Below are 25,286 nucleotides of genomic sequence, written 5' to 3'. Positions count from 1 at the left end.
TTAGAAAGGTCTACTAAATTTTTCAAAAAAAGGACGCTCCATAATCGCATGGGAATGATAACCCCATTTATTCACCTACTAAGCCATCACCATCTCGATCATCCATATATTTATAAAGCCATGAATCTCTCGTAATTGGCATTTTAAAGCCAGCAGCCTTGGCTTCAGCGATCGTAACTTGTCCATTATGATTGGTATCCACCTTACTAACATCTTCATTACTACTTACCGTTTCGTTTGCTGGAACATTGTCTGTTTTCGGTGGCGTACTGCTCGTACCTGTCGTGTTCCCTAAATTCTTGTTCACTTCATCTGGGTTTACATTGTCAAATTCATCTGTAATGGATCTGCCTTGAATTTTGTATGTGAATTTATAATGGTTAGGAATTTGCGTCTGAGTATTTGGATATTGAATCACTGCTACGAAATCAGTACAACCTCCTGCATCTCGAATCACTTTTTCCATATAAGCTTGATCCCCGTGCCTATTGAGAATGCTGTCTTGAGGTGTAATGTTATATGCGTTAGAAACTCCCCCAAGCGAGTCAGCAATCACATGCCCTTGATCTAATTCTGGACTCTCTGTACCTGGAACCCTTGCTTCATCAGCATAGTATCTCCCAGACGATAAAACATGTTCAGTTTTCGGATTTTGGAGTGTTATATTCTTCGCCTCGACACGAATTAACTGACCGTATTCATTTGTATACGCCCAATATTCCCGATCGCCAAATCCGACATCTACTTTGACATTCGGCTTTCTATATCCTGACATATCCCCGCCGTTTACTACAATTAGGGTATATTTGCTGTAATTAAATCCGTCCGTTGTACCTGTTGCCTTTATAGTGCTAGATGCAGGAACACTTTTGTTGGATTCACTGTCACTCGTTGGTTTTTCTGTGTCAATGGCAGATGTACTCTTATTGGCTTCAACAGTCTTGGAAGCCGTGCTCGTTGTGGATTGCACATTTTTTGACGATGTATGTTCAGTGATTTTTCCGCAACCCACAAATACAAATATTAAAATCACACTAAATAAAATCAAAAATATTCTTTTGTTCACACTTCTGCACACCTTTCTTATGTTTCTACCATAGACACTCATATTATAAAAATAACACATTTTGATCTTTTGTTGGAATATATCTATCTTTGGTATTGAATCCATATTTAACTAAACTGCTTTATTTCAACAAGAAAAAAATGACCGCCGCAGCGATCATCATCCTTAACAAAAGCACCCGTTTACTTAAGTGTACCACTTAAAAAGTTACATCGATTTTAACATATATACATTGAAATTTTTCTTACTCACATTTCATTTTATTTCATATAGAGCACCTCCCTGAACAAAAGGTACTCTATACACACGAATCATTGAACTCCTTGTTATTCATTTCTGCTAATCTCTAAAATATTTAAACCCTCAGATGCCTCTGGTGTTTCAAAAAATTGAGTAACATGAATAAACACCGCTTCCGTGTCAAAGGCTTCTCTTTCAGGTTGTTCGATACGCCTTTGTGCAATTTGACGTAAGCATTGCTCGTTAGTTAGATTAAGGAAGATGAGTTGATGGGTTGCATTGACCTCTGACGCCATATCCAAAAACCACTTTCGCAGTTTTTTAGTGTTACCTGGAAAATCCATCACTACATCAGTACCCACACATAATATGTTTTGGACATGCTTTTTCACCAACGGTTTGAGCTGCGCTGAGAATTTTAGGTAGTCCTCAAATGATGCAATCTGATTGGGATAAAGAGATGAAAGCCACTCATCCTCAGATAACAGTACCGCATGTTTATCTATCGCCCATTGTTTTGATTTAGTTGATTTTCCAGCTCCCATTTTTCCACAGAAAAAGTATAGCGTCCCCAATTGTTTCATATTTTTTAACCCCCCGCGCTTATCTTAGTTTAAACTTTTTACTTCGTTAGTTCCCATCGACATTTTCCTCTTGTTAATATCTAGGCGTTAAGATTTATATCACTTTTACTTATTCTACCAATTCTATTTATATTCCTTTTTATAACAGACCTGCACCGCTTGGTTATAATTAGGTGGTCCTAAAAAACAATGTGGTAAAATAGGAATAAAACCCGTTGACGGAGGATGGCTATGATTTGGCTTTTGTTGCTTGTTTTTATTTTTGCTTTAGTAATGGGATTTTTCCAGGTTCCGATTTGGATTATGTTTGGCGTATTGGCGGTCATGATTGTTTTCTTTTTCATCCAAAACCCGCTTGTATTTGGAAAAGATCCTGAAAAGATGATGGCGTACCTAAAAAAATCAAAAGCGCCTCAATTGCAATTCCTATACCATTTTCTTCAGGGAGACCTGTCGGCGGCAGAACATGAGCTGGGGAATATCCGCTCGAAAAAAGCGAAACAGCACTCCGAATTGATGCTCTTAAGGGAAAGAAAAGAATACGGAAAAGCAAAAGATCTCCTTGCGAAAATGAGTGTACATAAGACCAAGTGGTACATGTTGGCAGATATCGCTATTCAGGAAGAGGACGCCGATTCAATCAAACAATATAAAGAGAAAATAAATGACGCGTTCCTATTAAACATGCTGGAAGTCGATCAAGCCGTTTATGATGGGAAAAAGGATGAGGCTGTTGCGTTGCTCGAAAAAATGATTCCTAAGTTAAGAGGCTATAAATTACTGTCGGCCGTCCAACTCCGGAAGCAAATCCTTGAAGGAAAAATCTAAAAGTCCGAAAGCATTGGCTTTCGGACTTTTATTTAATCAGCACTATAATTGTCCTGTTACTACACTTTCAAAAACCACGGGGACGGTTCTCCCGGCTTAATAATACCATCCTTGAAAAAACCACCAGAACCGTCCCCATGGCCCAGGTTCTCACTGAGGTGGATTTTCAACCCCCAAATGGATCCAATCTTCTTTCGGTGGTCCATAAACTCCAAATGGTTTCAATCCCGCCTGACGCATTAGAACAGTAATTTGTCCACGGTGATGAACAATGTGCTTGATTAAACCCATTAGGATTGAGGCATTTGATTCTTGCCTTCCAAAAGCAACTTGTATTTGTTTCAGAGAATCATCCGTCCACTGCTCTTCGATCACTTTAGCAGCATTGACACTTATCCTTTTAAAAGTTTCAGCAATGTCTTTTGCTGAGGTTGGAACGTTTTCCGCATTTTTTACTTTCTCTATCGTTAACCCAAATGCAGCCAAATATTCTGGAATAGATATGGTTAGATGCCACGCAATTCTTCCTATATTACGACCTTCTTGATAAACTTGTTGTTTTAGTGAATCATCAGTCAAACCATCTAATATGTTTTGAGTTAATGTAGCTTCCTTTCTCCATTCTTTCATAAAGTCTGTAATTGTAACATACATGTATAATTCCTCCAAAATTCATATTTAAAGATAGATCACGAAATGGTTGTTTTTTAATTCGGATTAAACCCTCCTTATTCTTTATCTATTTGTGATTATATATTATAATGGTGACACTTTATGTCACTGTTATTTTTTGTGGAGGAACGTATGACTAGAGCAAAAAGATTAAATGAAATGATCATGATGGTAAATCGAAAAAAAAGATTTACGGTTAAAGAATTAGCACAAGAATTTGGGGTATCAAAACGAACCATTTTAAGAGATTTACAAGAATTAAGTGGGATGGGAGTTCCATTATACTCAGAAGTAGGTCCACATGGAGGGTATCAAGTCTTAAACGAAAGAATTCTTCCTCCAATAGTATTTAGTGAAGATGAAGCGGTTTCTATATTTTTTGCCATTCATGCACTAAGACATTATATATCTCTTCCTTTTGATATTGAGTATGAGTCAATAAGAAAGAAATTTTATTTAAATCTGTCCGGTGATATTAGAGATACAATTGATAAAATGCAAGATAGAGTTGATTTTGTATATGTACTTCAACAAGAAGAAATCCCATATTTAAAACAGCTTTTAGATGCGGCCATTCATCAAGAAGTTCTAATAATTAGTTATGAAACAAGTGGAAAGACAAGTTTAAGAAGCATTCAACCGATTGGTATTTACGCAAAAGAAGGAAAATGGTATTGTCCATCTTATTGCTTTTTTAGAAAAGATTATCGAGTATTCAGATGTGATCGTATAAAATCTGTAGAACACGATGAAAAGAATGCTCCTATTGACTTATCGAGTATCAATTTAAAGAATCGCTTTTCCATTCTGAATCACAATAAAGAAACAACAGAACTGTATGTGGAGTTAACTAAACATGGAGTAGAAAAATATGAGTCCGTTAATTGGCCAAATATTTATTTAAGAAAAAGGGAAGATGGTTCTGGATTCATAAAAGGGATTATTGCTAAACAGGATATAAATTTTTTATCAAACTACTTTATCACGTATGGAGAAAATGCGATTATTAAAGAGCCGTTAGAATTAATTGAAAGCTTTAAAGAAATATTAAACAAAGTTTTAAATCAGTATAAATAATCTCCACAAAAATAAGCGTTCATCCTTTTTGGATCAACGCTTCCGTTACTTTAACAGCCTATTAAATTTGAACATTCTCAAAGTGTTCAACTACTGGGAACGGGTCATAGAAATGATGTAGTTGCTTTTTCCATTCTTGATACTCTTTCGATTGTCTAAATCCTACTGTATGGTCATCTAATGTCTCCCACTTCACCAACAATAAATATTTCCCCTTAACTTCCATACATCGTTGTAATTCGTGAGATATGTAGCCTTTCATTGATGATATAATTTTTGATGCCTCTCGAAATGCTACCTCATATTCTCCTTCCATGCCTTCCTTAACTTGTAACATTACAGCTTCTAAAATCATTTATTTTCCCCCTTTTTGAAACCACGGGTGAAACCACGGAAACCACGGGACGGTTCTCCCGGCTTATATTAACAACCTTGAAAAAAAGCCACCAGAACCGTCCCCATAGTCTTGTTAAGACCAATCAACGCCACTCCAAGAGGATTGCAACTTTCGCAATAGAACGATTTGGCCGAAATGATATGTATCGTGCATCATGATATTGCTAAGTAAACGCTCAATCGAGTAACTGTTAGCTGCATACGGAGCTGTTAACTTTTCATCGTCAAGGTCCGCAATGACCATTTTTAAATTATTCATGACTTCATGAAGGCGCTGCACTGTCTGGGACCACCCAAGTTCGTCTTCTGAATCCCCTGGATTTCCAAAGGTTTCTTCATTGCTTTCTGCTTTATGCGAATTCTCTGTGCCCTTAATTCGATGGATCACGTCTTCATTCCAAAATATCAAGTGGTTGACAATCTGCCAAATCGAATTGCTGTTTCCCGAACATGTCCATGCTGCCTCAGCTGCAGTGACTCCCTGAAGCGCTTGATCCATGGTTGCAAACCACTCATTCTCATAGCAATGCATGTCGAGTTGTTCTAAAAACATTTTGGCTACAACTTGCATAAAACCACTCTCCTCACTGTTTAGTGTAAACTATCAAAATCTTAGTATAGTAACAGCCATTCATACGCATCAAAATCATCTTCATTTGCTACTGTCGACCTATAAAAAATGCTCTCAATGACATCCTCTAATAATTATTTTGAGAATACAACAAAACCAAGTTCACTATAACTTATTCGAATCATCCAGTTTAAATTCCTTCTCATGTACCTGACTACAAATTTATTGTCTTTAGTAATGTTCGCTTCTTTTTGTATGATTACAGCGGGTTTCCCAATTTTCAGTAATTACAGGAATACTGCTCCGTTCAATAAGTCGATCCTTCGTTTATTAAAAAATCCCACCTGCTAGTTCAACAAAAACCTTAATTTAAATCCACTCTTTTCTATATTCAAGAATGAATTTTATATCTTTTTGATAATGTTCAAGATGCCCTTCATCTATCATCTTTTGAAAAGCAATGTCACCTTCACTGGCTTTTCTTGTAATTGTTTTACATAACCCTTCTAATCGCAGTAATACCATTTCCATATAATCTTCTTTTATTCCCTCACCGTAAGCTTCAAAAAACAATCTAATTCTTTGTTTTATACGGTTAGCATGCAGTAATGAATTATAATAAACCTTCTCACCTGTTTCAGAAAGATAAAATCTACTTAAGGGGACACAAGTATAAAGAGTATAAGCTATGTCCCAAAGTCTTGGACCAGGTCCAGCAACATCAAAATCAATAATACCTTTTGGTCTACCATGACTAAAAATAATGTTATATATTGCAAAATCATTATGGCATAGTACCTCGAATGGTTGGGGGGTGTTATCTATCGATTGCCAGCTATCATCAAATGGAAAATCACTCACAGAATCATGATAAAGACGGAGCATTTTCGCTATTTCAATTAAGACATCATTAGTCCACATGTATTCTTTTAAAGGATAATTACCAGCTTCTCCTTCAATAAATGATAATATCTCTCTTCCTTTTTCATCAATACCTAAAAACTTTGGTGCATAACTGAAACCCTTGTCCTCCAAATGCTTGAATAGCTTATGAATTTTGGTACTTTCTGGCTTTAATTCTCGTCGCACAGTATCTCCTGAACGATAAACGTTAGAAACATTCCCTCCTGTTAACATTTTTTCATTTTCATGGTTAGACTTCTAAATATCCCCCTTAATAATCGCACCCAGTTCGCATAAGAAACATCAATTATTTTTATATTACTATTTAAAACTTGGTCATCATCTAGACTTTGAAATTCTCTTTTAAAAAGATACAACTGTTGAAATACTAATACCACACAAATCACGGTTAGTATTAACCCTGAAATTGCTATGATTTTCAAAAAGTCTTTACTTCCTATTCTTAACTCTTGCTCCCCGTTGAATCATCTCTTTCCTCCTAAAATAATAATCTACATCATGCCTATTCTATATATTTACAAATAACCCTTCTTTAGAAGGATACCAACATATATTCCGAGGGTGCGATGGATTGATTCTCCTCATTCACGCAAAAGAAAAAACCACCAGCCGTCCCTATGGTTTTCGCCATACCTGAATAAAAGTTGACATAAAGGGTAGTATACATTCATGAGGTGATGGAAATGTCTAACATGTTGAAACAGGAAGAAATGGAAACATTAAGAGAGTTAATCAAAGACGTAGACACGGCCATGTTGACTACGGTCACTGAAGAAGGGCTTGTTTCTCGTCCTATGAAAACACAAGAAGTAGAGTTTGATGGTGACTTATGGTTTTTCACTAAAAAAGAGACTGATAAATATGAAGAAATTTTACATGATCATGATGTCAATGTGGCATATGCAGGTAAATCCTATGTTTCCGTCCGTGGAAGAGCGGAAATCGTTGAGGATTTAGGTAAAAAAAAGGAATTGTGGAGCAAAGCATATGAGAAAATTATGCAAACGTCTTATGATGATCCTAACGTGGTCTTGATAAAGGTAAATGCGGAAGCAGCCGAATATTGGGATACCGGTAATTTTACGAAGAAAATCGCCTTTTTCTACAAACGCATGACAGGGCAAACTTCTAAATCCACTGATGTTAATGAAACGGTTGAAATGAATAAATAACAGCAAAAAAAGGTTGTCAGTCCATTTGCTATGTTGATCCCTTTGGAGCTAACGATGGTATCCGATTTTCAATAGAGTTCTCTGAGTGAAACCGGGACGATTCTCGTAGTCCTTCAGAACACTTCGAAGAAACCAAAATGTTCCCTTGCCATCCTCTTCTACATTTAACTGGGAATATTTTTGTATATAAAGTAAATATAATAAAAAGAGAGAAGTGTTTTAGCACCTCTCTCCATGCAACCTCTACCGTCAGGGTAATGGTTGTCAACCTAGTTTATTTATGAGAATCACCCTATTGCTTGGGGTGGTTTTCTTGTTTTCTAGAAAATAATCTAGTCAAAGTAGCTTGTATTCCTAAAATAATTGCGATGATCAACGTTCGATTTGGTGTAAAGTTATATTCAAAAGAACACTTGTAGGAATTTATCAGCGATTCTGCCAATATATCAGCGATTTTCCACTTTTATCAGCGAATACTACACTATTTTAGCAAAGAGCCTAATTTTATCAAAAGGAGGGCGTAAAAATGGAGCAGCACCATGCACTAACAAAATTAAAAAACTACGCTAGAAAACTAAAACAGAATTTATTCCTACTATATTTATCATATAAAGATAGTAGAGTCCCCTGTTATGCTAAATTGGTGGCTATTTGTGTAGTTGCTTATGCTTTTAGTCCAATAGATCTAATCCCTGACTTCATTCCTATATTAGGCTATCTCGATGACCTTATTATCGTTCCACTGGGAATCTCACTAGCTTTAAAATTAATACCGCCTTTCATTATTGAAGAAAACAGAGCAAAAGCGGAAGAAATTAGACAAAAAGGAAAACCAAAAAATTGGTTTGTTGCCGTACTCTTTATGTTGATATGGCTATTCATTGCCATTTGGATTAGTAAGTATTTCGTTGATAATAAGGGCCGCTAAGATCATAAAGCTACAAATTTCAACTATTTTCCTAATTTGCTATACTAACTAAACGTTTAATTAAAAGAAGCATGAATCGCACCCTATACATGTTCCCAGACAAAAATCATAAAAAGATTGTCGGTGACCTATTTGTTTGCTCCGCTACCAATCCGCAAAATCCTTGTTTTTTCTCTTCAACCGACTCAATTCTGTTACTTTCGCCCTTTTCCGATACTATTCAAACGATTAATTAAAAGAAAGTTACGTCCTAGTAAACATTGATTTCTTGCTTTTAATTCATCAAAAAGAATGTCGACTACTGATGGATGTTTTCCGACGGTGACAGGCACAGGGATTTTTTCTGTTACTTTAAATGGAAATGATCACCTCCCTCCCTAACAATATTTTAAAAAAATCCACATTTTAACCAGACTGTTTGTCCAATTCTTATTACATTTATTGAATACATTAACTTTGTATCTTGTTAGTTTGGAGGTGAAAAAATGCGTATTCAAAACGAACAAAGCAATAGCGAATTTAGGTGGTCCGCACCGATCAGAAACACAAATGATCCTAGTGGTGATCAAACAATTCAGCAATCAATCACTGCTTCACAAAGAGAAATCCAGTCATTAGTGGTCCGCAATTCCCATAACATTAATGTTGTCCAAACTGAAGCTCAGGCATTAGTTGTTGTTCAGGCCGCTTTACAGGCAGCCATCGAAGCAGCTATTGCATTGCTAGGTAGTAACAACAGCGATGTTACTGCACTTCAATCGATTTCACAACGTCTATCAGCGCTCCAATCAGAATCTCAATCAGTCACTATTGACAATTCTAACGCCATTACTGTGACTCAAACTGAGCTAGAAATTACTGCCGTTGTACAAGCTGCTATTAATTTATTAGCTGAATTATCTTTAAGAGTTGGTTAAAGGGACGGTTCTCCTGGTTCTAACTAAGCCCAGCTGACCGTCCCTTCCCCTATCTTCCGTCACTTTTTTATCATTTTCCCTATAAGCTATACTAATTAAACGTTTAGTTAAAACGAGCATAAACTCAATAATCTGGCTAATTCACATCAAAAAAGGCATAAAAAGATTGTCGGCCAACATTCCGAGAGTTCCCCTCTTATTCTACAAAATAGGAGTTAATTTGCTCTAATTGACATCCTTCCCTTTTCTTCAACCTAATTCGATTGTAATCAAACGTTTGGTTAAAAGTAGGATAAATACTTGCTAGCAATGGATCCTTTCAGCGAAAACAATAAAAAAAAGGTCGAGAAAGGGACAGTCCCCCGCTGCTTTAAAGCGCCGGGGGACTGTCCCCAAACATCACAAGTCACCAAAAAGCTGAGGAGAAAAAACCACCAGAACCATCCACTTGGTCTTCCCTTGGTCTTTAGTTTCTCATTCTCACTGCATAAGGATAAATGGGATCCTTTAATTGAAATTCATACGTAACACCATCGACAATGCCAACTACTTTTTCGCTATCATAAAGATCAAGCATAAATCCAGCCATTTCTTTCGCTGTATGGTATTTAAGTAGAAGTCCTTCGAATTTCACATTTTCCTCTAGGTCATTCGATACTTTTGCAAATTCCGTTTCAGTTGCAGCAGGCGCTAATACTTTTGCTTGCATGCTTGCACCTTGTTCTTTTAATTCATGTGCAAGTCCCTCCGTAAAGGCACTTACATAGAATTTAGAAGCACAATAAGTGATGGCATTTCCAACAATCGTATAGCCTCCACCTGAAGAAACGTTAATTACTTGCGTTCCTTCCACGGTTGAATAGTCACGCACATAAAGTGAAGTTAAAATTGTTAGAGATTCAATATTTAAATTAAGCATCGTCTCAATTTTAGTTAAATTTTGATCGCCAACGGATGCGAAATTACCAAACCCTGCATTATTGATCCACGTTTCAATTTTGTATTCCTTTAACTCTTCATATAAGGTATACGCATTTTTCGTATGAGATAAATCCACTGTTTTTATAACCACTTCAAGTTCTGCATTTACTTTCGCGATTTCTGATTTTAGTTTTTCAAGCTCCTCTGTTCTTCGTGCCACAATGACTAAATTTTTTCCACGACCTGCAAATGCAAGTGCTGTTTCATATCCAATCCCGGAACTTGCACCTGTAATAACTGTATATTTCATCATTTCATTTCCTCCTACTATTTTTTAAATACTCATAAAAATGAATTGTTTAACTGATACGGGTTTATTATATTGGTTAGAGTACACTCTAAGGCAAACTATTTTTCATTAGATTAGTATTGGTTAAATATGGAGGTTGTTATGTATACAATTGGAGAAGTGGCACAACTAGTGGGAGTCAGCGCACATACATTACGTTACTATGAAAAAGAGAAAATTATTCTCCCAGATCGGAATGAACACGGAGAAAGAACATATTCTGAAGCCCATCTTCAATGGCTGAAATTTGTCTTATAGTTAAAAGAGACGCAAATGCCGCTCACAAAAATAAAAGAATATGCCTACTTGTATACGGAAGGAGAACATACAGTAATTAATCGATTAAAACTCTTAGAAGATCATAAACGTTCGATCGAAAGCCAGCTAAAGACACTGGAAGAAACAAATAAAATATTAGAACATAAAATTACTTCCTATAAAGAGATGATCCTGAAAAAATAATTTCAAAAAAGGGGACAGTCCCCCGCCGCTTTAAAGCAGTGGGGGACTCTTCCTCTAGGCGCCACAGGTACGGTTCTCGTGGCATTGGCCGGGACCCACGCAACCGTACCTATCCTCCTATCATTCGTCCTTTTTCAATCATTTTCCCTATAAACTATACTAATTAAACGTTTGGTTAAAACAAGCATAAACCCAATAATATCGCTATTTCACATCACAAAAGGCATAAAAAAAATTGTCGGCAAACTTTCCGCGACTTTCCACCCTATTTTACAAAATAGCCCTTATTTCTCTCTGATCGACTTCTTTCCCTCTTCTTCCCCTTTATCCGATACTAATCAAACGTTTGGTTAGTAGAAGGGCAACTCCATGCCAGCAATGGTTTCTTACTGCGAAAACTATAAAAAGAATGTCAAGAATTGGCCCTTAGTATTATTTCTACCATTTAACCCCTTCAAAAATCCTATCAATCTTCCAATCTTCCTTAAATTCGAAAGGTGCCTGGCACTAGAACTCCCCCTACATGCAAAAATCCCGGCGTATAGCCAGGATTAGGTATCTTTCTCTCCAATTACGTGTTGATTACCTCTTGATGACTCGTTAAAATTGCCCTTTTTGTATGATTTCCTTTCTTACTCGTCACTTTCGGTCTTTTACTCGCCAAATGTATAATTTACTCGTCAATTTTCCTATTTTACTCGTCAACTTTCATACTTTACTCGTCAATCCCTCCATTTTACTCGCCAACCACTAAACTACACCCACTCCCCCATAAAAAACACCACAGTTATCAAGGACTGTGGCGGGGCAACTCCAGGTTAATTAAAAATTAAAGTATATTTGATACTTTTCTAAATGAAATGCGTCTTATTACTAAAGGGGCGATGAATCTTGAAAAAATTTACCTATTTAATTGTTTTTATAGGAATCATTTCATTGTTTACAGCGGGTTATTTCGACGGAATGAAGAATGAAGAGCAATATATTGAAGTAAAAAAGCGTGTTGGTGATGAAAATAATTATGAAGCCTTCAAAAAAATCACTACCAATAACCAAGTTCAAAAGGTGAAAGATACATTAGAAGATAGTGATTGGAAAAATGCAAAAGTATCTATGGTACGCCCTCCTGATTACAGATTTGTATTTCAATTTAAGAATCCTGAAATAGAGGCAAAAGCAGTGTTATACGAACTTTGGATCAGTCCCCAAAAGGACCAAGTTGAACTGGTAATAGACGCTGAAAGTAAATATGTTCAATTGGACAAAAATAAATCAGCAGAACTTATCGAAATACTCACTGGCAAGTAATTTTATTTTTACTACCAAATTCAAAGTATTTTTATAATTTCCCTCCCCCATCTTTATATATAATACAATATAAGAATCACAGACCTTAACGAAAAGCAGAAAGGAGATCATAAATGGAGAACATGTATCTGTTTGTCCTTATGTGTATTTTTTTTATCATTTTACCCGGGCCTGATACCGCAATTGCTACAAAAAACACTGTAACCGTCGGGAAAGCCGGGGGTGTTAATACAGTTTTAGGTACTTGTTGTGCGCTTCTTATCCATACCACCGCTGCTGTATTTGGACTTTCCGCCATCATTATGAAATCAGCATTAGTATTTTCTGTCTTCAAATATGTGGGTGCAGTTTACTTAATGTATCTGGGGATCAAGACATTATGGTCTTTAAGGAAAAAGGAAGACGAAGCAGGCGTTGAGTTGAACACAAAAAGCCAGTTTGGAAACACTTCTTGCTTTAAACAAGGGTTCCTTACCAATCTCCTAAATCCCAAAGTGGCGGTCCTTTTCTTAACATTTTTGCCTCAATTCGTTGACCCTGGAAGCAGTACCTTTTTACCGTTTCTTATCATGGGGATCACTTATACTGCAATGACTGCCATGTGGTCTTTTACTTACGTTTATTTAATTAATCGAATCAGCACGTTCATGAAAAAACCGAAAACACAAAATATTATTGAAGGACTAACAGGAACCATACTGATAGGTTTCGGAATAAGACTATTTCTTGAAAAGGCACATGATTAATTGAGTTGCCAGAGGGACAGTTCTCGTGGTTTTTTACCACAAGAACCGTCTTTTTCGCCATAAAGTGACGCTTTTCCGTATATGCTATACTATTTAATCGTTTAGTTAAAACGGGCATAAACTTACTTATAAAGCTATTTAATTCACAAATCGCATAAAAAGATTGTCGACCAACTTTCCGTAAAATTCTGCTCTTAATCTACAAAATAATCCTTATCTCTAATCGACTTCTATCTCTTTTATTCCCCCACATTCGAAAGTAAACAAACGTTTGATGAAAAGAAGGGTGAATACTTGATATCATTGGCCTAAGGCATCAATAACAACAAAAAATTGTCGAGAGTTGGCTACGTCCTCATATAAAAGTGCCACCAGAACCGTCCCCTTGGCTTTTGCTTACTTAGCTGTCACCAGAATCTCCTCATACGAATAAACAATAATAAATTTACTTTTCAGTTCAAACTCTTTTCCCACACGATTAGCTTGGAGGTTCGTAACCGCACTTTTAGGGACGATATTATAGCGCGCTTTAAATGGGGCAGAAAAAATCATTTCCATTCCCCTCTTCATTTGATCCTCTAAATCATGAGAACTAATCTTTAAATCCGAAGTATCAACAACCAAATAATACTCACTTAAGTCTTTCCCTGATAGGTTACTCTCCAATTCTGCTGAGTAAGCGATACTTTCCTCCATATTTAGTGACCCCTCAAGGGTGATCATAAATTGTTTTTTCTCATGATCTACTTCAATCTTATACATACGAATCCCTCCATAGTTAATTTCATTTAAAAGTGTAATATATTACCTATTTACTAGATATAATAATCGTCTTTTCTTAACAAAACCTTAATACGTTTATTAACAATTTTCGACAAAATTCTTAAACCGTAGATTTTCCAATTTAGCATGTATCATTACCCTTCATCCTCTTGCATTCTTGATGTATATCAAGGAAATGCAATTCTCTTTTTGTAAAAATAAACAATATAAAAGAAAAAGGAGATTTCACCCATGGAGATTTTTACGTATGAAGATTTAAAAAAGATTGATAGACCCACCTTAGGCAATATGATTCCCCTCGAATTATTTAGAACCATCCGACTAATTGGGATGTATCAAGGCTTACCGATGAATGGGAAAAACACGACTATGGCTGTAGGAAGAAAAATTGGTCAAAGCCTCCCGGTTCAAACCATCGAGGATGCGTTACAAATATTTAAGGAGCTAAAAATCGGCATTCCAACCATTATCCATGCCACAGAAAATGAGATTCATATTAAGATTGAAGATTGTTTCTGTAAAGGCCTTCCCATTCATGAAGGGAATATGACATGTGATTTAGAAGGGGCTATTCTAGAAGGCGCATTTTCCCTAATTTATGATAAAAAAGTGATTGTTCGTGAAGTGAAATGTAATGTAAATGGCGATGAGCATTGTGAATATATGATAAAAATACTTGGTTAGTGGATAGGAAGTTCTGGGGGAGTGATTAAAAGGGTGTATTTTTACTGCCCTTTTATTAATACTTACACATTTCCCTTTAATAAATCCTTTAACAGCACATTACTTAACGATGTTTTAGAGGTTTATCATCTGGAAAGCGTTTTGTTCTAAACTTGGATAGTACAAGCCGCGGGGACGGTTCTTATGAGTTACATATAATTAGGAAGTAGTAGGACCGTCATGCTGCTCCCCTACTTCCTAAGGATTAATCAAACAAAATATTCTTTAACAGTTCTATTGAGTGCTTGCTCTTTGATTCTAATAAAATCTCTTCTGTTTCATTATCTTCATAGACTACAATAACAGATTTAATTTTACGGCGTTCTTGAACGAACTCCGCTCGACCCTCTGAGGTTATCTCTGTTTTTATGAGCGGGGTAGCTGTATCCAATATTTCAGTCATCTCAGGTTCCTCAATAATCATCGATTGTATATTAACCGATTCTCTAAGGTCGGCAGGTGATTTATCAATTAAATGATTGCTAGACTGATAAGCCAACTTATATTGCTCTAAACATTGCTTAAAATAGTTTTCATAATTACTTATGATGGTATCGCTAATTTGATCAATTCCTTTTTCTTCTCTTTCTTGGTATTCTTTTAATATTTTTTCATGACTCAAATTTTTAATAGGCCCTTTCAAGTCAGATGTTTTTCCATACAGAGCAAACTCTCTGATATGACGGTCTATTGTGTCGATATGTCTTTTTAAAATGCCTACTTTTTCAAAGTTAAGATCCCTCTCAAGAATTCGATATAAACTCGTACATAAATGACGTATTTCATCGTAATCGTAGATCGCAAGTAGACCAGAATTTCTTCTATCGTACTCCTGTATTTCCCTTAAGCCTTTACTTGAAGCCTGCTTCAGCTTCCTACTAATATCATCAAATTTTTCTGTTTCACTGATATCTAAGTCCACAAGCTCAGGCTTTTTGATTTCATGATCCAGATTAGGAAAGGGTTTTCCTTCTAATTGAAAAAGCTCTTGGATTTCACTATGAAAGGCCGTGGTATATAAATCCAACCTTTTATTGATTAAGCTAATATTTCTGGGATTGGCTATCATACTTTTCTTCTGTTTCGTTAAATACTGTGAGACATCGTTTAAGATTTGAGTAAAATCCACTTGATCACCTACATAATCCAAACAATAACATGTTGTTGTTTTTGCTTGGCCTTTTCTAGAAAGTAGGTTAAATTTTTCAACACATTTATTTCCTGCTGCTCCATGAAAACCAGAATTAGTTCTTCCAGCTGCGAATATGCGATAAAATTTGAATTCAGCTGTACTGCCAGCTTTTCATCCATGGACTGAATTTGAGCATGTAGTTCGTCCACTTGCTCCTCCGTTAGAAATCCTAGAATACTCCCTCCTTCTAACAGTTTAGTTTGTATCCATTGTCGCAATTCATCTTTTTTCTGTTTAATGACTAGCTTCTCGTCCCTTGCTAGTTCTTTGTTAAACATCTCTTTTGTGAGTTGAATATATTCCTTTATATATTCCTCTAACTCCTCGAAAAGGATAGAATCAACTCCATAATAGGTTTGTCTCATGTCCACTCAACCTTTCTTATAAGCGAAGACTACTAAATAGCCCCGCACTGATGTCTGTTGAATATACATCTGCCACATAAATATGACTGCCCTTTTCAGCAAGCCTACTCTCAAAATCCGAACGGATATTTGGATTAATATCAAAATAATCCTTCGTCACGACTACTAAGGAATTGCCCTCATGCCCTTCTACTTGCCTTAACATATGCCCCATTTCGCTTCGAATATAGTCTGCTCCTCCACACTTTGCCTCAATAAAAAGATCTTCACCCTTCTTTATTTCCAGGTCTCCAATTTCCATATTTTCCAAAGCACCACGAGCAATGACATCTGGTTTCGTTTCGCCCCAATCAGTTTCAACGATACGCTGTTTATCCTCTACAACCTCAAACTTATCTTTAAGGGTATCCTTTAATTCATGTTCAAAAATCGTCCCTTTATAACGTTCCAGTTTTTCATCGACACGTTGATAATTTAAATCAGAAGGGTCTTCTGTTAAAGATCTTTCATATTCAGATAACACTTGGCCTACCTTTTCATTTTGATCCCTAATCTCATTAATGTATTCAGGATCCCCATATTGAGCAGTTTTTTCACTTAGCTCAATATTATCATTCATATAACTCCCCTCTATAGGCTCCAGTTTTTCCTGCTCAAATGTAATTTCTTGAGGGGGGTGATATCTTTCTACTTCTTCAAATTTCACATCTTCCGTATTTATTTCTTCATTATCTAAGTTACCTAGCTCCGCCCCTGTCTGTTTTACAAACTCTCCCACTTCTTTAGCCTTTGCTACTCCCTCAGCCAATGCTGTGCTGAATTCAATCAAAGTGTCCCGCTCCTAACCTTCTTTGATTTCTTTCTAACAATGTGTATTCCTTCTTATGTGTTTCATAATCTTTAGTAATTAACTCTAAACAGCATTCCAAATAACGTTCCATAAGAATTCTCTTATTAATTTGTTTCCTTATTTTCTCATCTTGCTTGACTAATCTGTTTAACCCTTCCTTTACAAAAGAGTATGTAAACTCATCCGTATCAATACTCATATCAAATCCAGCTTCCAATGCTGAGTATGTGAGATTTTCTTGAGTTGTGCGGTAAATATCCCTTACATTTTTCAATGGCTGCTTTAATAATACTTGATAAAAGTCATTCAGAATCCTTTCCATTTGAGGATACCCATTAGATAAGTTCTGCATAATCACTTCTGTTAAGGGGTGAATATACTTGGTTGTGTAAACGGAACCGTTGTAAGCTTGAGACGATAAACGTAATTCCTGATCAGGTACCGTATGGGTATGTTCTTTCCCATACAGAATTTGCAAATGAGCAGGAGAGCTCATCCCATCTGAAAAGTAGAGGGCGGCACCATTTGTTAATTTGCTAATAAAGTTAACTTTATCATCTGTTAAACCTAACGAATTCGCCACATATTCACAGTCATCTCTTGATACAATTCGGTGAATGATTTTTGTATTGGTATTTTTCAGCACATCCGGAGCAAGCTTTGTTGGTACTTGATCGATTATAATCATGCCTTCTCCGTAAGCACGGATTTCAGAAAGTATATGACTCAGACTTTCTACTGCTTTTCCTTTAATATTCACATCTTCCTGGCTTCCACTTTGTGTCACATTCGTAAAGATTCGATGGGCCTCTTCCAATATCAGAAGATGTTTCAGTTCACCGGTAAAATCAGTTTCATTTGCCTTTAAATATTCGTAAATTGACATCGAGATCAATCCGATAACAAGCGATTTCTCATCATCATCTGCAATAGCCTCTAGCTCTAATACAGTTGGATGTGATAGCAATTCTCCAATATCCATCGTTTCCACCGAATTAAGTAAAAAGCCTTTTCCACCGGTCATTAAGCTCTTTATTCGTGTCAAAAGAGCTGCTCGAATATTTTGCATTTGTTCCTGTGCATATCCTAGTTCTTTTGTATAACTATCAATCTCGTAATACAAATCCTCAATAGTAGGAAAATACTTTTCGTATAAAAGATTATCATGATCGCCCATATAAATATTTTTGGATGTGGTTAAGCTCCAGCCCTTCTTAATATAAACATTAATAAAACACTGCTCCAATATATTGGGCATAGATGCATACATCGTAAAGGAGGCATTAAAAATGACCTTCAAATTATCGATATGCTGCTGGATGCTTACATTTTGCGGAAAATAGAAGGGATTAATCCTTAAAGGTGAAATCTGTTCATTTCCCAATGTGTATACCCGTAAATCTGGAACGATCTTGTTCAATCTTCTGTATTCCTTTTTTGCTGGTTCAATAATTAAAAACGGAACATCAATGCTTTGTATTAAGTTAAAAATGGTATTCGTTTTTCCGCTTCCCGTGATCCCTGCCACGAGCATATGCTTTACCAGCTGGTTTGAATCAAGTTCATAAAGAGTAGGTGTAGTCTTGTCCCCATCATAAATATGACCTAGTGGGATTCCCGATAGACTAGGTGCACTTTGTCCAAAACGAGGAGATTGTGAAAATTCATAGCCCTTATATTCCTCTTTTGGAAAATCAAACACGTAAGAGAGCTCTTTGCTTGTCAGAAAAGAATACTCTCTAAATTGTTCATGGAACAAATCAATGTGTTGACTTGTACGAATTGCCGTTTCATGCACGCCAATCATAGAATAAGCTTGCCTAAGTTTGAACGCTTGATAAGGTTCCAATGACTCTTCTTTATACGTAGACTGATAAACTTCACAAGCTTGAGAAAGCTCCTCTTTGCTCTTTGTATAAATTGAAATAGATGTTTTCCACAAACCGGTGGATAGTGCTTTTTGCATACGGTCTAAATACGTTTCTAAAAAACGGTCCAGCTCGGCTGCTTGATGTTTTGTTTCCTCAATGTTTTTCGTATTCGTTTCCGTTTTCCCATTCGCATCTGAACTGGAACTCGTTCTGCCTTCACTACGATTATTACCTTTATTAACAAAAACCAACCCACCACCGCTGTTTTCACCATCCGTAAAGGTTTCACCTTCATTATAAGTATTGGTCTCTGAGTAAGCGGTACTTTCAGAGTGACTTTTCTTAAGATGAACAGAATTAGCAGTGCGAATGTCAGACAATCTCTCCAAATTCTTCACGATCTGTGTCCGATGAATCGGAGAAGCCACAACTTCTAATATCAAATCCTTGCCTCGTGCTAATCTAACAAATGGCTCTAAATAAGAAAAAAACTTCGTTTCGTTTTCCTTAGGGATTCCCGTAATAAATGCCTGTGACTGAAAGCCCTCAAAAAAATGCTCCATGTTCACTTCATGATAATGAACCCCCTGAAAATACGAGCTAAATCTCTCCGCAATCGATTCTCCTGGTTTCTTTTTAACGCCTATTGAAAAAGAGACACTATTGTCCAATCTGTTACTTTTCAAGCGAAAAATAACAGGTGAGAAAGCATGCGAGAGTGATAACACAAACTGTTCGATCGAACGATTGACATACCGTTGAAGATCCTCTTTCTCCAATTCATCTGATAACGTCAATTTATTTATCTGAATAAATTGATAATCTGTTTCATTAAAATTGTAATTTCGTAAACCTTCTTCTCGTAAAGGTGTTTGATACCGTTTTAAATATAAAAGTTGATCTAACATGGAGTAAAAAACCTTCTTCCTATTTCAAAATAGGCTGACAAACCTCAATTAATTGTTGTAAATATTGTTGAAATAGCTTCGTTACGTTCGCTTTTCTAACTTGTATTACTTTTTCTACTTTACGGCTATTTACCTTCCCGTACGTTTTTGGGGCCATTTGTGGTCGGTTTTCCTGTCGCCGTTGAGTTTGTTGAGGGACAGATTGATTAGCCCTAATCGAATGTCCAACAATTCCCCCTACAACCGCACCACTTACTGTACCAAGAAGAATAAGTGGGATCGATTTGGTGACTACGATGCCGATTCCCAGACCAACTATTCCACCCACCGCTGTTCCTATATTTAGAGCCCCAGAACCTCTCTGGCTTCCCCGGGATACTGGGACAGAGCTAGTTTCTATCGTTACAACATCGACACATTCTTCCTCTTTTAGCTCGTAATGAGGAATCGTAAATTGGCTATGAATTCGATCAAGTTTAGAAACAAGATTGTTTTTTTCTTCCGTTCCCAAGCCTTTATAATAATCAGTTTGTGTTAATTCATTTTTAACTTCTTCTTTTATAGCAAAAGAGTAATTGGACAACCTTCCCGCTTCTAATTGAAAGCTTTTATGATAAACTTGAAAATCACTAATTCTCTTACTGTCTTTGATTAATTTATCGTAAAGTTTTTCCAGATAATTACTGAGGGATTGGTTCATGCTGTTGTAGTTCATGGCTATGATCCTCCTGTTGAAGTTGTTGTAAATTACCCTCAAAACGATGGTTGATTTCAGATACACTTGAGATTTTTTTCTGTTTTTTCAAAATCGAAGCTAGCTTTTCTTCCTTATTGCTATTCATCTCTGCAATTAAGCTATTGAGGACATTGCTCTTAATTTTCACTACATTATTGATAATGGTCGACACTTCTGAGTTAATGTCCTTTACAATGCCTTTAGACATCTCGATGATTGGAGTAGCAACTGCGGTTTCACTATCCATTACTCTCACCTTCATCGTATCTGTCAAATCATTAATCAAGCGATCCAGCTCTTTCTTGTATTGGAATAAGTCAAATCTTTCTTCATATTCTGCAGAGCCAAACAGGCCCTTAAACCAATTAACAAAACCACCTTTTTTAACCTCATAAATCGAATTATCATAGGCCCCCTGTACCTTTTCCTGACAATCCTTTGCAATTGAAACAATGATCGTTGAAAACTCCGTTTCAATTTTCTTCATCGTTGACCCAACCAGGTTTTCCACGTTAAAGCTTCCAATCTTCTCCATTCTAGTTCCTAGGTTTTTCACTTCGGCTGCTTCCAGCTTTTCCGTTACTAGGTTCAATTGTTCTTGAATTTCACTTATGAGACTAGCGATAATCTTCTGGATATCCAAAAATAAGTCTTTTACGAGTTCCTTTACCTTTTGCACTAAATACTCTTCCGCATCTAGAATCGTAGCTTGAACGATCTCCTCCGCATTGTAGCGATCAATCCGTACCTTCGCTCTTGACCATTTCTTGAATACTTCTCTTTCGATATCCATTGAAATATCAACTAGCTTGTCTTCAATTTCCTCTGTTAGCTGGTTATCTAAACTAGCTCCCGTGATACCACCCACAATGGTCTTCGTTACTAAGCTGTTAATCTGCTGAACCGTTCCCTCTTTAATTTCTTCAATTTCTGCTTTTAAGTTATTAATTTTTTGAATATAGACCGCTTTATCTTCATTAATCGATCCGTTGATTTCATGAATTTCAAATTCGAGCTTATGAATTGTATCAGATAGAACACTACGAATGCTTCCAACCACGTCGGAAATTAAGTATTGGTTCTTACTTTGCAAGTACTCGCCAAGTGCGTTTTCTAGCTTTCGAATCTTTGAAAATTTGATAATATCTTGTGCATGTTCTTCTTTAATTTGTTTACCAGCGATCGTGTAGTCTGGATCTTCTGGATCAGGAATGCTGATTTTACGATCCTTTTGAATCGTTTGAATGTCAAGATCCTTCGTTAATAGCTGTTTACCTCTCATTCCAAAATACGCAGAAACCTCATGGATATTAGGCTTTAAAATTAAACCTGAAAGCACCTGTTCCAACTCATGTCTTGCCTTTGCGATGTCTTCTTCATTAAAAACGTCAATTTTGTTTATAACAAAATATATATGACGGCCATCTTCCTCTAAGCTAGAGGTCTTGGCCGAGTTTACATAGTTTCTAATTTTATCAGTAAAGTGCTCTTCCCCAACACTATCTGGGTCAATCATAAAAATAACAGCGTTCACTTGTGGAATAATGTTATTGGTTATTGCTTCATGCTTTTCATGTCTTGAAAATAGCCCTGGAGTATCAATCAATTCAACATTATCGCGGCAAATATCTAATGGACAATATACAATAACCTGTTGAATTTTTTCTTCATTGGTTTGATCACGAACAGTCGTAATTTTTTGTAGAATTTCTTTACATGTATCGTAGGTTAATGCATTGCCCTGCTCGTCTCTTTCGAAAACATCTACTTTGTTATTTTCAAAATAGGTAACTTCAATTCTAATTTCCTCTGAATAAGCAATCTTGGTGATAACAGACGTTTCTGCCCGAATGTCCATACTTAACAAGTCTTTACCGATAATTGAGTTAATAAAGGTAGATTTTCCCGCACTAAAAGGAGCAACTAGCGCAATTTTAAAGTTTCCATTTTCTAAACGAACAATTTCCTGCTCAAGCATGGAGTTTTCAATAATATATGGATCAATATGGCTTGATTTTTCCAATTCCTTCTTTACCTGTAATAGGAACTTTTTCGTTTGGGTGTATCTTTCTAACATCTGTTTGTCACTCCCAGTTTAGTAGTAATGGTTGAAAGCCCGAATGAGTAAGTAATAATTCTGGAAGCTTTCGTTTATTTCTTTCTTTTGATATTGGATAATTAGAGGAATCAACTAAAATAATTTCTGGATTCTCGATAATCTCTTCTATGCTGATTTCTTCATTTTGTAGTTTGAGATATTCCCTAAAGTAATAGGCTGAAATAAAGTAAATCGGATCACTTGTATAACGGCGAATGTCCTTTGTCACTTCCATCGTTAATAAGCTTTGACTATTGTATTCATACATAAAATGATCAATCTTATTGACTAAAATGATTTTCTCCAGGCCCACATAGGTAGAATAAATTTCCTCTAGATATTCCAAACTGCGGTATCTATCTAAATCCAAAACGAGGATCAATCCATCATAATAATCCTCCACTCTACTCTGTTCCGACAGGGATTCCATGACTGAGACACTTTCTCCCAACTGATTCTGGAGTAGCTCTGTAACAGTGCTTCTACCGGATTGCTGTGGGCCGACTACGAGCCAATTCTTCTTTGTAACATCAATTCCTGTACTTTTTATTCCTTCAGAGAAGCTTTGATTTAAATCTACCAAAGAATCTATTCTACTAATCTCATATAAGTAAGATAGATGCTGATGTGTAATCGTTCTTCCCGTAACCCATTCACCTTCTGCATCAAGGAACCTCAATTCACGATTCCGTTGCAATTCTTCTAAAGTAAGGTCTTTCTTCTCATAGCGAAAAGCAAGCTCTGCATAATAAGAAGAAACCAAAAAGATAGTCGGTTGTGAGATCAACGGTTTTACTGCTGTTTTTAACTCTAAAAGGACTTTAGACACTTCATCTTCGCTGAGACGATAATACTCATCAATTGCTAAAAAAATCGTTTTGCTATTCTTTCGTATACGAAGAATTTCATTTAAAGCATCGATGAAAAAACGATTTCCTATTTGTGTAGCTGTGATTAAAAAGAACACCATATCATAAGAAGGTAATGTTTGAATTTCACAATCACTTTGAAGCGTAACTTCCTTATAATGTAGATTTGATTTAAGATAGCATAGGGACTGCAGCTGTCTCTCGTTCTCTACAATCCAAATCGAATTGGTTTGTATGATACTCACCTCTTTCTCTGATAAAAGTCTCTAAAAGATGAATGGAACTAAAATCAATTAACGACTGGGCATGATGTTTTTCCAGCCCACGTCCCATAATAATGTCATCTTCTTCAATAACAAATAAACTTCTATTCCTTCTCACATCTTGGACATCTATTTTCCCTTCGGCTAATAGCTTCCCATAGAGAGCAAAGAACCCTGAAATAAATAGCACCTGACTAAGAGGATAACTAGGCGCAAGATCCTTCAATACATGCTCCATTTCCTTCATAATCACATCGTAATCTTCACTGTGTAAATCCAGTCTCGACAGAATAAAGCCAAATTTTTTGTTTTGCTCCTTAATCTCCTGAAGAAATTCTCTAATTTGCACTGAAAAATTGGCATTTCCAATATGTGATGGATTAATTAAAAAGAGAGCTAAATCACTAAGTTGTAAGGCTTCAAATGCTTTTTCATCATGATCATCATGACGGGAATGTAGCCCCGGAGCATCAATGATGGTGACACCTGGAAGATGGTCAAGCTTACAAAAAATTTGTACCTCAACTGGTGCTTGTGTGCTACGTACACCGGTTAAATCTTTTAACATTTCCCTTAACTGTTCCTCATTCTCATAGGTATACATTACCACCCGCTGGTCGGCGTACTTCACAAACAAACGGGAATCTGGAGCGCTAACTATTTTAGTAAGAATGGCTGTTTCAGCTCGTATGTCCATATTTAACATTTTTGAGCCTATTAGACCATTTATTAAGGTAGACTTCCCATAAGAAAATGGACTTAAGAAGGTGACTTTAAACTGATCATCATACAACTTGTAGAGAGCTTCGTTAATTTCCTGATTATTCTTGTAGCTATATTGGTAGATAGAAGTAAGTTTCTTTAAGGCAGGAAGATCGGTAGTCATTTCTTCGTTAATGACAATAACCTTTGATTGAATTGGATCGACTATCTTCAGTGAAACTTTCGATTTGCCAATTCTCAGTAGTCCATCTATATAAAAAGGAATGTTTAAAAAAATTATTTCATAGATTTTATCGTACAACCCCCCTCTGACTTTCCCACTTCGAATCAATTCATTAGCTATGACTGAGGAAAATGCATTATAGAGATGTTGCTTTAATTCATCAGGCAGGATCCTCCCTGAAATATTTCTACTTTCTTTCACCACAGCAGAAGGTAGGTACTTTTTTATAGGCAGCATTAAATGTTTGCAAAGTGGATCCACATCTACCAAAAAGGATTCCACTTTATACTTGTGAACTAGATACTCTTCTAGCTTTTTAAAAAAGCTGGCTTGCAGCTGTTCATTTTTTTCGAGAAAAACATTATATATGTATTTGTAATATAGATTAATAGAGTCTTGAACTTGTTTCCCAATCACGATACTGTTTTTATTATAGTAAAAATATGGAGGTAAAGTTTCTTTACCTTCATTACTAATAATCAAGATATCTTTGCCTGTAAAAACAACTTGTACTTTCATGA

General features: G+C 36.2%; 24 protein-coding genes and 1 pseudogene. 9 read left to right on the top strand and 16 right to left on the bottom strand.

Translation table 11 applies throughout. From position 1 onward, the window contains the following. Window positions 1-67: 67 nt before the first annotated feature. Both RCG25_RS02475 and RCG25_RS02470 read right to left on the bottom strand, forming a co-directional pair. Window positions 68-1,066, bottom strand: coding sequence for a DNA/RNA non-specific endonuclease (locus tag RCG25_RS02475; RefSeq protein WP_308082094.1), 999 nt, complete (start codon window positions 1,064-1,066; stop codon window positions 68-70). A gap of 326 nt (window positions 1,067-1,392) precedes the next feature. Next, window positions 1,393-1,890: a P-loop nucleotide/nucleoside kinase family protein gene (locus tag RCG25_RS02470; protein WP_308082093.1), complete on the bottom strand. Its 498-nt coding sequence runs from the start codon at window positions 1,888-1,890 to the stop codon at window positions 1,393-1,395. A 231-nt stretch (window positions 1,891-2,121) separates the two neighbouring features. On the opposite strand from RCG25_RS02470, the gene RCG25_RS02465 reads away from it, so the two are divergent. Continuing rightward, on the top strand, window positions 2,122-2,718 hold the full coding sequence (locus tag RCG25_RS02465) for a hypothetical protein (protein ID WP_308082092.1): 597 nt from the start codon (window positions 2,122-2,124) through the stop codon (window positions 2,716-2,718). A 150-nt stretch (window positions 2,719-2,868) separates the two neighbouring features. On the opposite strand, the gene RCG25_RS02460 is transcribed toward RCG25_RS02465, so the two are convergent. Beyond that, window positions 2,869-3,372, bottom strand: a complete 504-nt coding sequence (locus RCG25_RS02460) for a DinB family protein (protein WP_308082091.1) — start codon at window positions 3,370-3,372, stop codon at window positions 2,869-2,871. Between the two features lie 150 nt (window positions 3,373-3,522). Between RCG25_RS02460 and RCG25_RS02455 the strand changes: the two genes are divergently transcribed. Then, window positions 3,523-4,467: a helix-turn-helix transcriptional regulator gene (locus tag RCG25_RS02455; protein ID WP_308082090.1), complete on the top strand. Its 945-nt coding sequence runs from the start codon at window positions 3,523-3,525 to the stop codon at window positions 4,465-4,467. A gap of 61 nt (window positions 4,468-4,528) precedes the next feature. Here RCG25_RS02455 and RCG25_RS02450 read toward each other — a convergent pair whose 3' ends face one another. From RCG25_RS02450 to RCG25_RS02440, 3 genes are all read right to left on the bottom strand, one after another. Next, complete coding sequence (locus RCG25_RS02450) at window positions 4,529-4,822, bottom strand: antibiotic biosynthesis monooxygenase family protein (protein WP_308082089.1); 294 nt, start codon at window positions 4,820-4,822, stop codon at window positions 4,529-4,531. Between the two features lie 114 nt (window positions 4,823-4,936). Continuing rightward, entirely contained in the window at window positions 4,937-5,434 is a 498-nt protein-coding gene (locus tag RCG25_RS02445) for a DinB family protein (RefSeq protein WP_308082088.1), read from the bottom strand. 369 nt (window positions 5,435-5,803) lie between these two features. Continuing rightward, window positions 5,804-6,571 (bottom strand): phosphotransferase, encoded by a 768-nt coding sequence (locus RCG25_RS02440; protein WP_308082087.1) that lies wholly within the window; start codon window positions 6,569-6,571, stop codon window positions 5,804-5,806. Window positions 6,572-7,041: 470 nt separating this feature from the next. Here RCG25_RS02440 and RCG25_RS02435 point away from each other — a divergent pair, with 470 nt between their 5' ends. From RCG25_RS02435 to RCG25_RS02425, 3 genes are all read left to right on the top strand, one after another. Then, window positions 7,042-7,530, top strand: a complete 489-nt coding sequence (locus RCG25_RS02435) for a pyridoxamine 5'-phosphate oxidase family protein (RefSeq protein WP_308082086.1) — start codon at window positions 7,042-7,044, stop codon at window positions 7,528-7,530. A gap of 526 nt (window positions 7,531-8,056) precedes the next feature. Continuing rightward, window positions 8,057-8,458, top strand: coding sequence for a YkvA family protein (locus tag RCG25_RS02430; protein WP_308082085.1), 402 nt, complete (start codon window positions 8,057-8,059; stop codon window positions 8,456-8,458). Window positions 8,459-8,943: 485 nt separating this feature from the next. Continuing rightward, window positions 8,944-9,375, top strand: a complete 432-nt coding sequence (locus RCG25_RS02425; RefSeq protein WP_308082084.1) for a spore coat protein — start codon at window positions 8,944-8,946, stop codon at window positions 9,373-9,375. Between the two features lie 466 nt (window positions 9,376-9,841). Here the strand turns inward: RCG25_RS02425 and RCG25_RS02420 are convergent, their stop codons facing one another. Further along, window positions 9,842-10,606 carry an SDR family NAD(P)-dependent oxidoreductase gene (locus tag RCG25_RS02420; RefSeq protein ID WP_308084083.1) on the bottom strand — a complete coding sequence of 255 codons (765 nt, stop codon included), beginning with the start codon at window positions 10,604-10,606 and terminating at the stop codon, window positions 9,842-9,844. A gap of 141 nt (window positions 10,607-10,747) precedes the next feature. Here RCG25_RS02420 and RCG25_RS02415 point away from each other — a divergent pair. The 3 genes and pseudogenes from RCG25_RS02415 to RCG25_RS02405 all read left to right on the top strand — a co-directional run bounded on the left by RCG25_RS02415 (window position 10,748) and on the right by RCG25_RS02405 (window position 13,161). Beyond that, window positions 10,748-11,107, top strand: a pseudogene (locus tag RCG25_RS02415) (MerR family transcriptional regulator). A gap of 891 nt (window positions 11,108-11,998) precedes the next feature. Beyond that, window positions 11,999-12,415, top strand: coding sequence for a YhfM domain-containing protein (locus RCG25_RS02410; RefSeq protein WP_308082083.1), 417 nt, complete (start codon window positions 11,999-12,001; stop codon window positions 12,413-12,415). Window positions 12,416-12,528: 113 nt separating this feature from the next. Next, a complete protein-coding gene (locus RCG25_RS02405) occupies window positions 12,529-13,161 on the top strand; it encodes a LysE family translocator (protein WP_308082082.1) in 633 nt (210 codons plus the stop codon). A gap of 396 nt (window positions 13,162-13,557) precedes the next feature. Here the strand turns inward: RCG25_RS02405 and RCG25_RS02400 are convergent, their stop codons facing one another. After that, window positions 13,558-13,923, bottom strand: coding sequence for a hypothetical protein (locus RCG25_RS02400; protein WP_308082081.1), 366 nt, complete (start codon window positions 13,921-13,923; stop codon window positions 13,558-13,560). 252 nt (window positions 13,924-14,175) lie between these two features. Here RCG25_RS02400 and RCG25_RS02395 point away from each other — a divergent pair, with 252 nt between their 5' ends. Then, on the top strand, window positions 14,176-14,628 hold the full coding sequence (locus RCG25_RS02395; RefSeq protein ID WP_308082080.1) for a V4R domain-containing protein: 453 nt from the start codon (window positions 14,176-14,178) through the stop codon (window positions 14,626-14,628). A 244-nt stretch (window positions 14,629-14,872) separates the two neighbouring features. Here RCG25_RS02395 and RCG25_RS02390 read toward each other — a convergent pair whose 3' ends face one another. From RCG25_RS02390 to RCG25_RS02355, 8 genes are read right to left on the bottom strand one after another with little or no spacing between them, the layout of a single operon-like run. Next, the gene (locus RCG25_RS02390; protein ID WP_308082079.1) at window positions 14,873-15,796 is read right to left on the bottom strand and encodes a hypothetical protein; all 924 of its coding nucleotides are present in this window, start codon (window positions 15,794-15,796) and stop codon (window positions 14,873-14,875) included. An 8-nt stretch (window positions 15,797-15,804) separates the two neighbouring features. Then, on the bottom strand, window positions 15,805-16,224 hold the full coding sequence (locus RCG25_RS02385) for a hypothetical protein (protein ID WP_308082078.1): 420 nt from the start codon (window positions 16,222-16,224) through the stop codon (window positions 15,805-15,807). Between the two features lie 16 nt (window positions 16,225-16,240). Further along, window positions 16,241-17,053 carry a hypothetical protein gene (locus tag RCG25_RS02380; RefSeq protein ID WP_308082077.1) on the bottom strand — a complete coding sequence of 271 codons (813 nt, stop codon included), beginning with the start codon at window positions 17,051-17,053 and terminating at the stop codon, window positions 16,241-16,243. Beyond that, window positions 17,046-19,853: an ATP-binding protein gene (locus RCG25_RS02375; protein ID WP_308082076.1), complete on the bottom strand. Its 2,808-nt coding sequence runs from the start codon at window positions 19,851-19,853 to the stop codon at window positions 17,046-17,048. The genes RCG25_RS02380 and RCG25_RS02375 overlap by 8 nt, the downstream gene beginning before the upstream one ends. A gap of 19 nt (window positions 19,854-19,872) precedes the next feature. After that, a complete protein-coding gene (locus RCG25_RS02370) occupies window positions 19,873-20,568 on the bottom strand; it encodes a hypothetical protein (RefSeq protein ID WP_308082075.1) in 696 nt (231 codons plus the stop codon). Beyond that, window positions 20,534-22,666 (bottom strand): dynamin family protein, encoded by a 2,133-nt coding sequence (locus RCG25_RS02365; protein ID WP_308082074.1) that lies wholly within the window; start codon window positions 22,664-22,666, stop codon window positions 20,534-20,536. Before RCG25_RS02365 ends, RCG25_RS02370 begins: the two co-directional genes overlap by 35 nt. A gap of 7 nt (window positions 22,667-22,673) precedes the next feature. Further along, a complete protein-coding gene (locus tag RCG25_RS02360) occupies window positions 22,674-23,801 on the bottom strand; it encodes a hypothetical protein (RefSeq protein WP_308082073.1) in 1,128 nt (375 codons plus the stop codon). Next, the gene (locus RCG25_RS02355) at window positions 23,728-25,284 is read right to left on the bottom strand and encodes a dynamin family protein (protein ID WP_308082072.1); all 1,557 of its coding nucleotides are present in this window, start codon (window positions 25,282-25,284) and stop codon (window positions 23,728-23,730) included. The genes RCG25_RS02360 and RCG25_RS02355 overlap by 74 nt, the downstream gene beginning before the upstream one ends. Between the last annotated feature and the right edge of the window lie 2 nt (window positions 25,285-25,286).

Source organism: Neobacillus sp. PS2-9, assembly GCF_030915525.1.
Taxonomy (GTDB): domain Bacteria; phylum Bacillota; class Bacilli; order Bacillales; family Cytobacillaceae; genus Neobacillus.
This window is presented reverse-complemented; position numbering and strand designations above follow the sequence as displayed.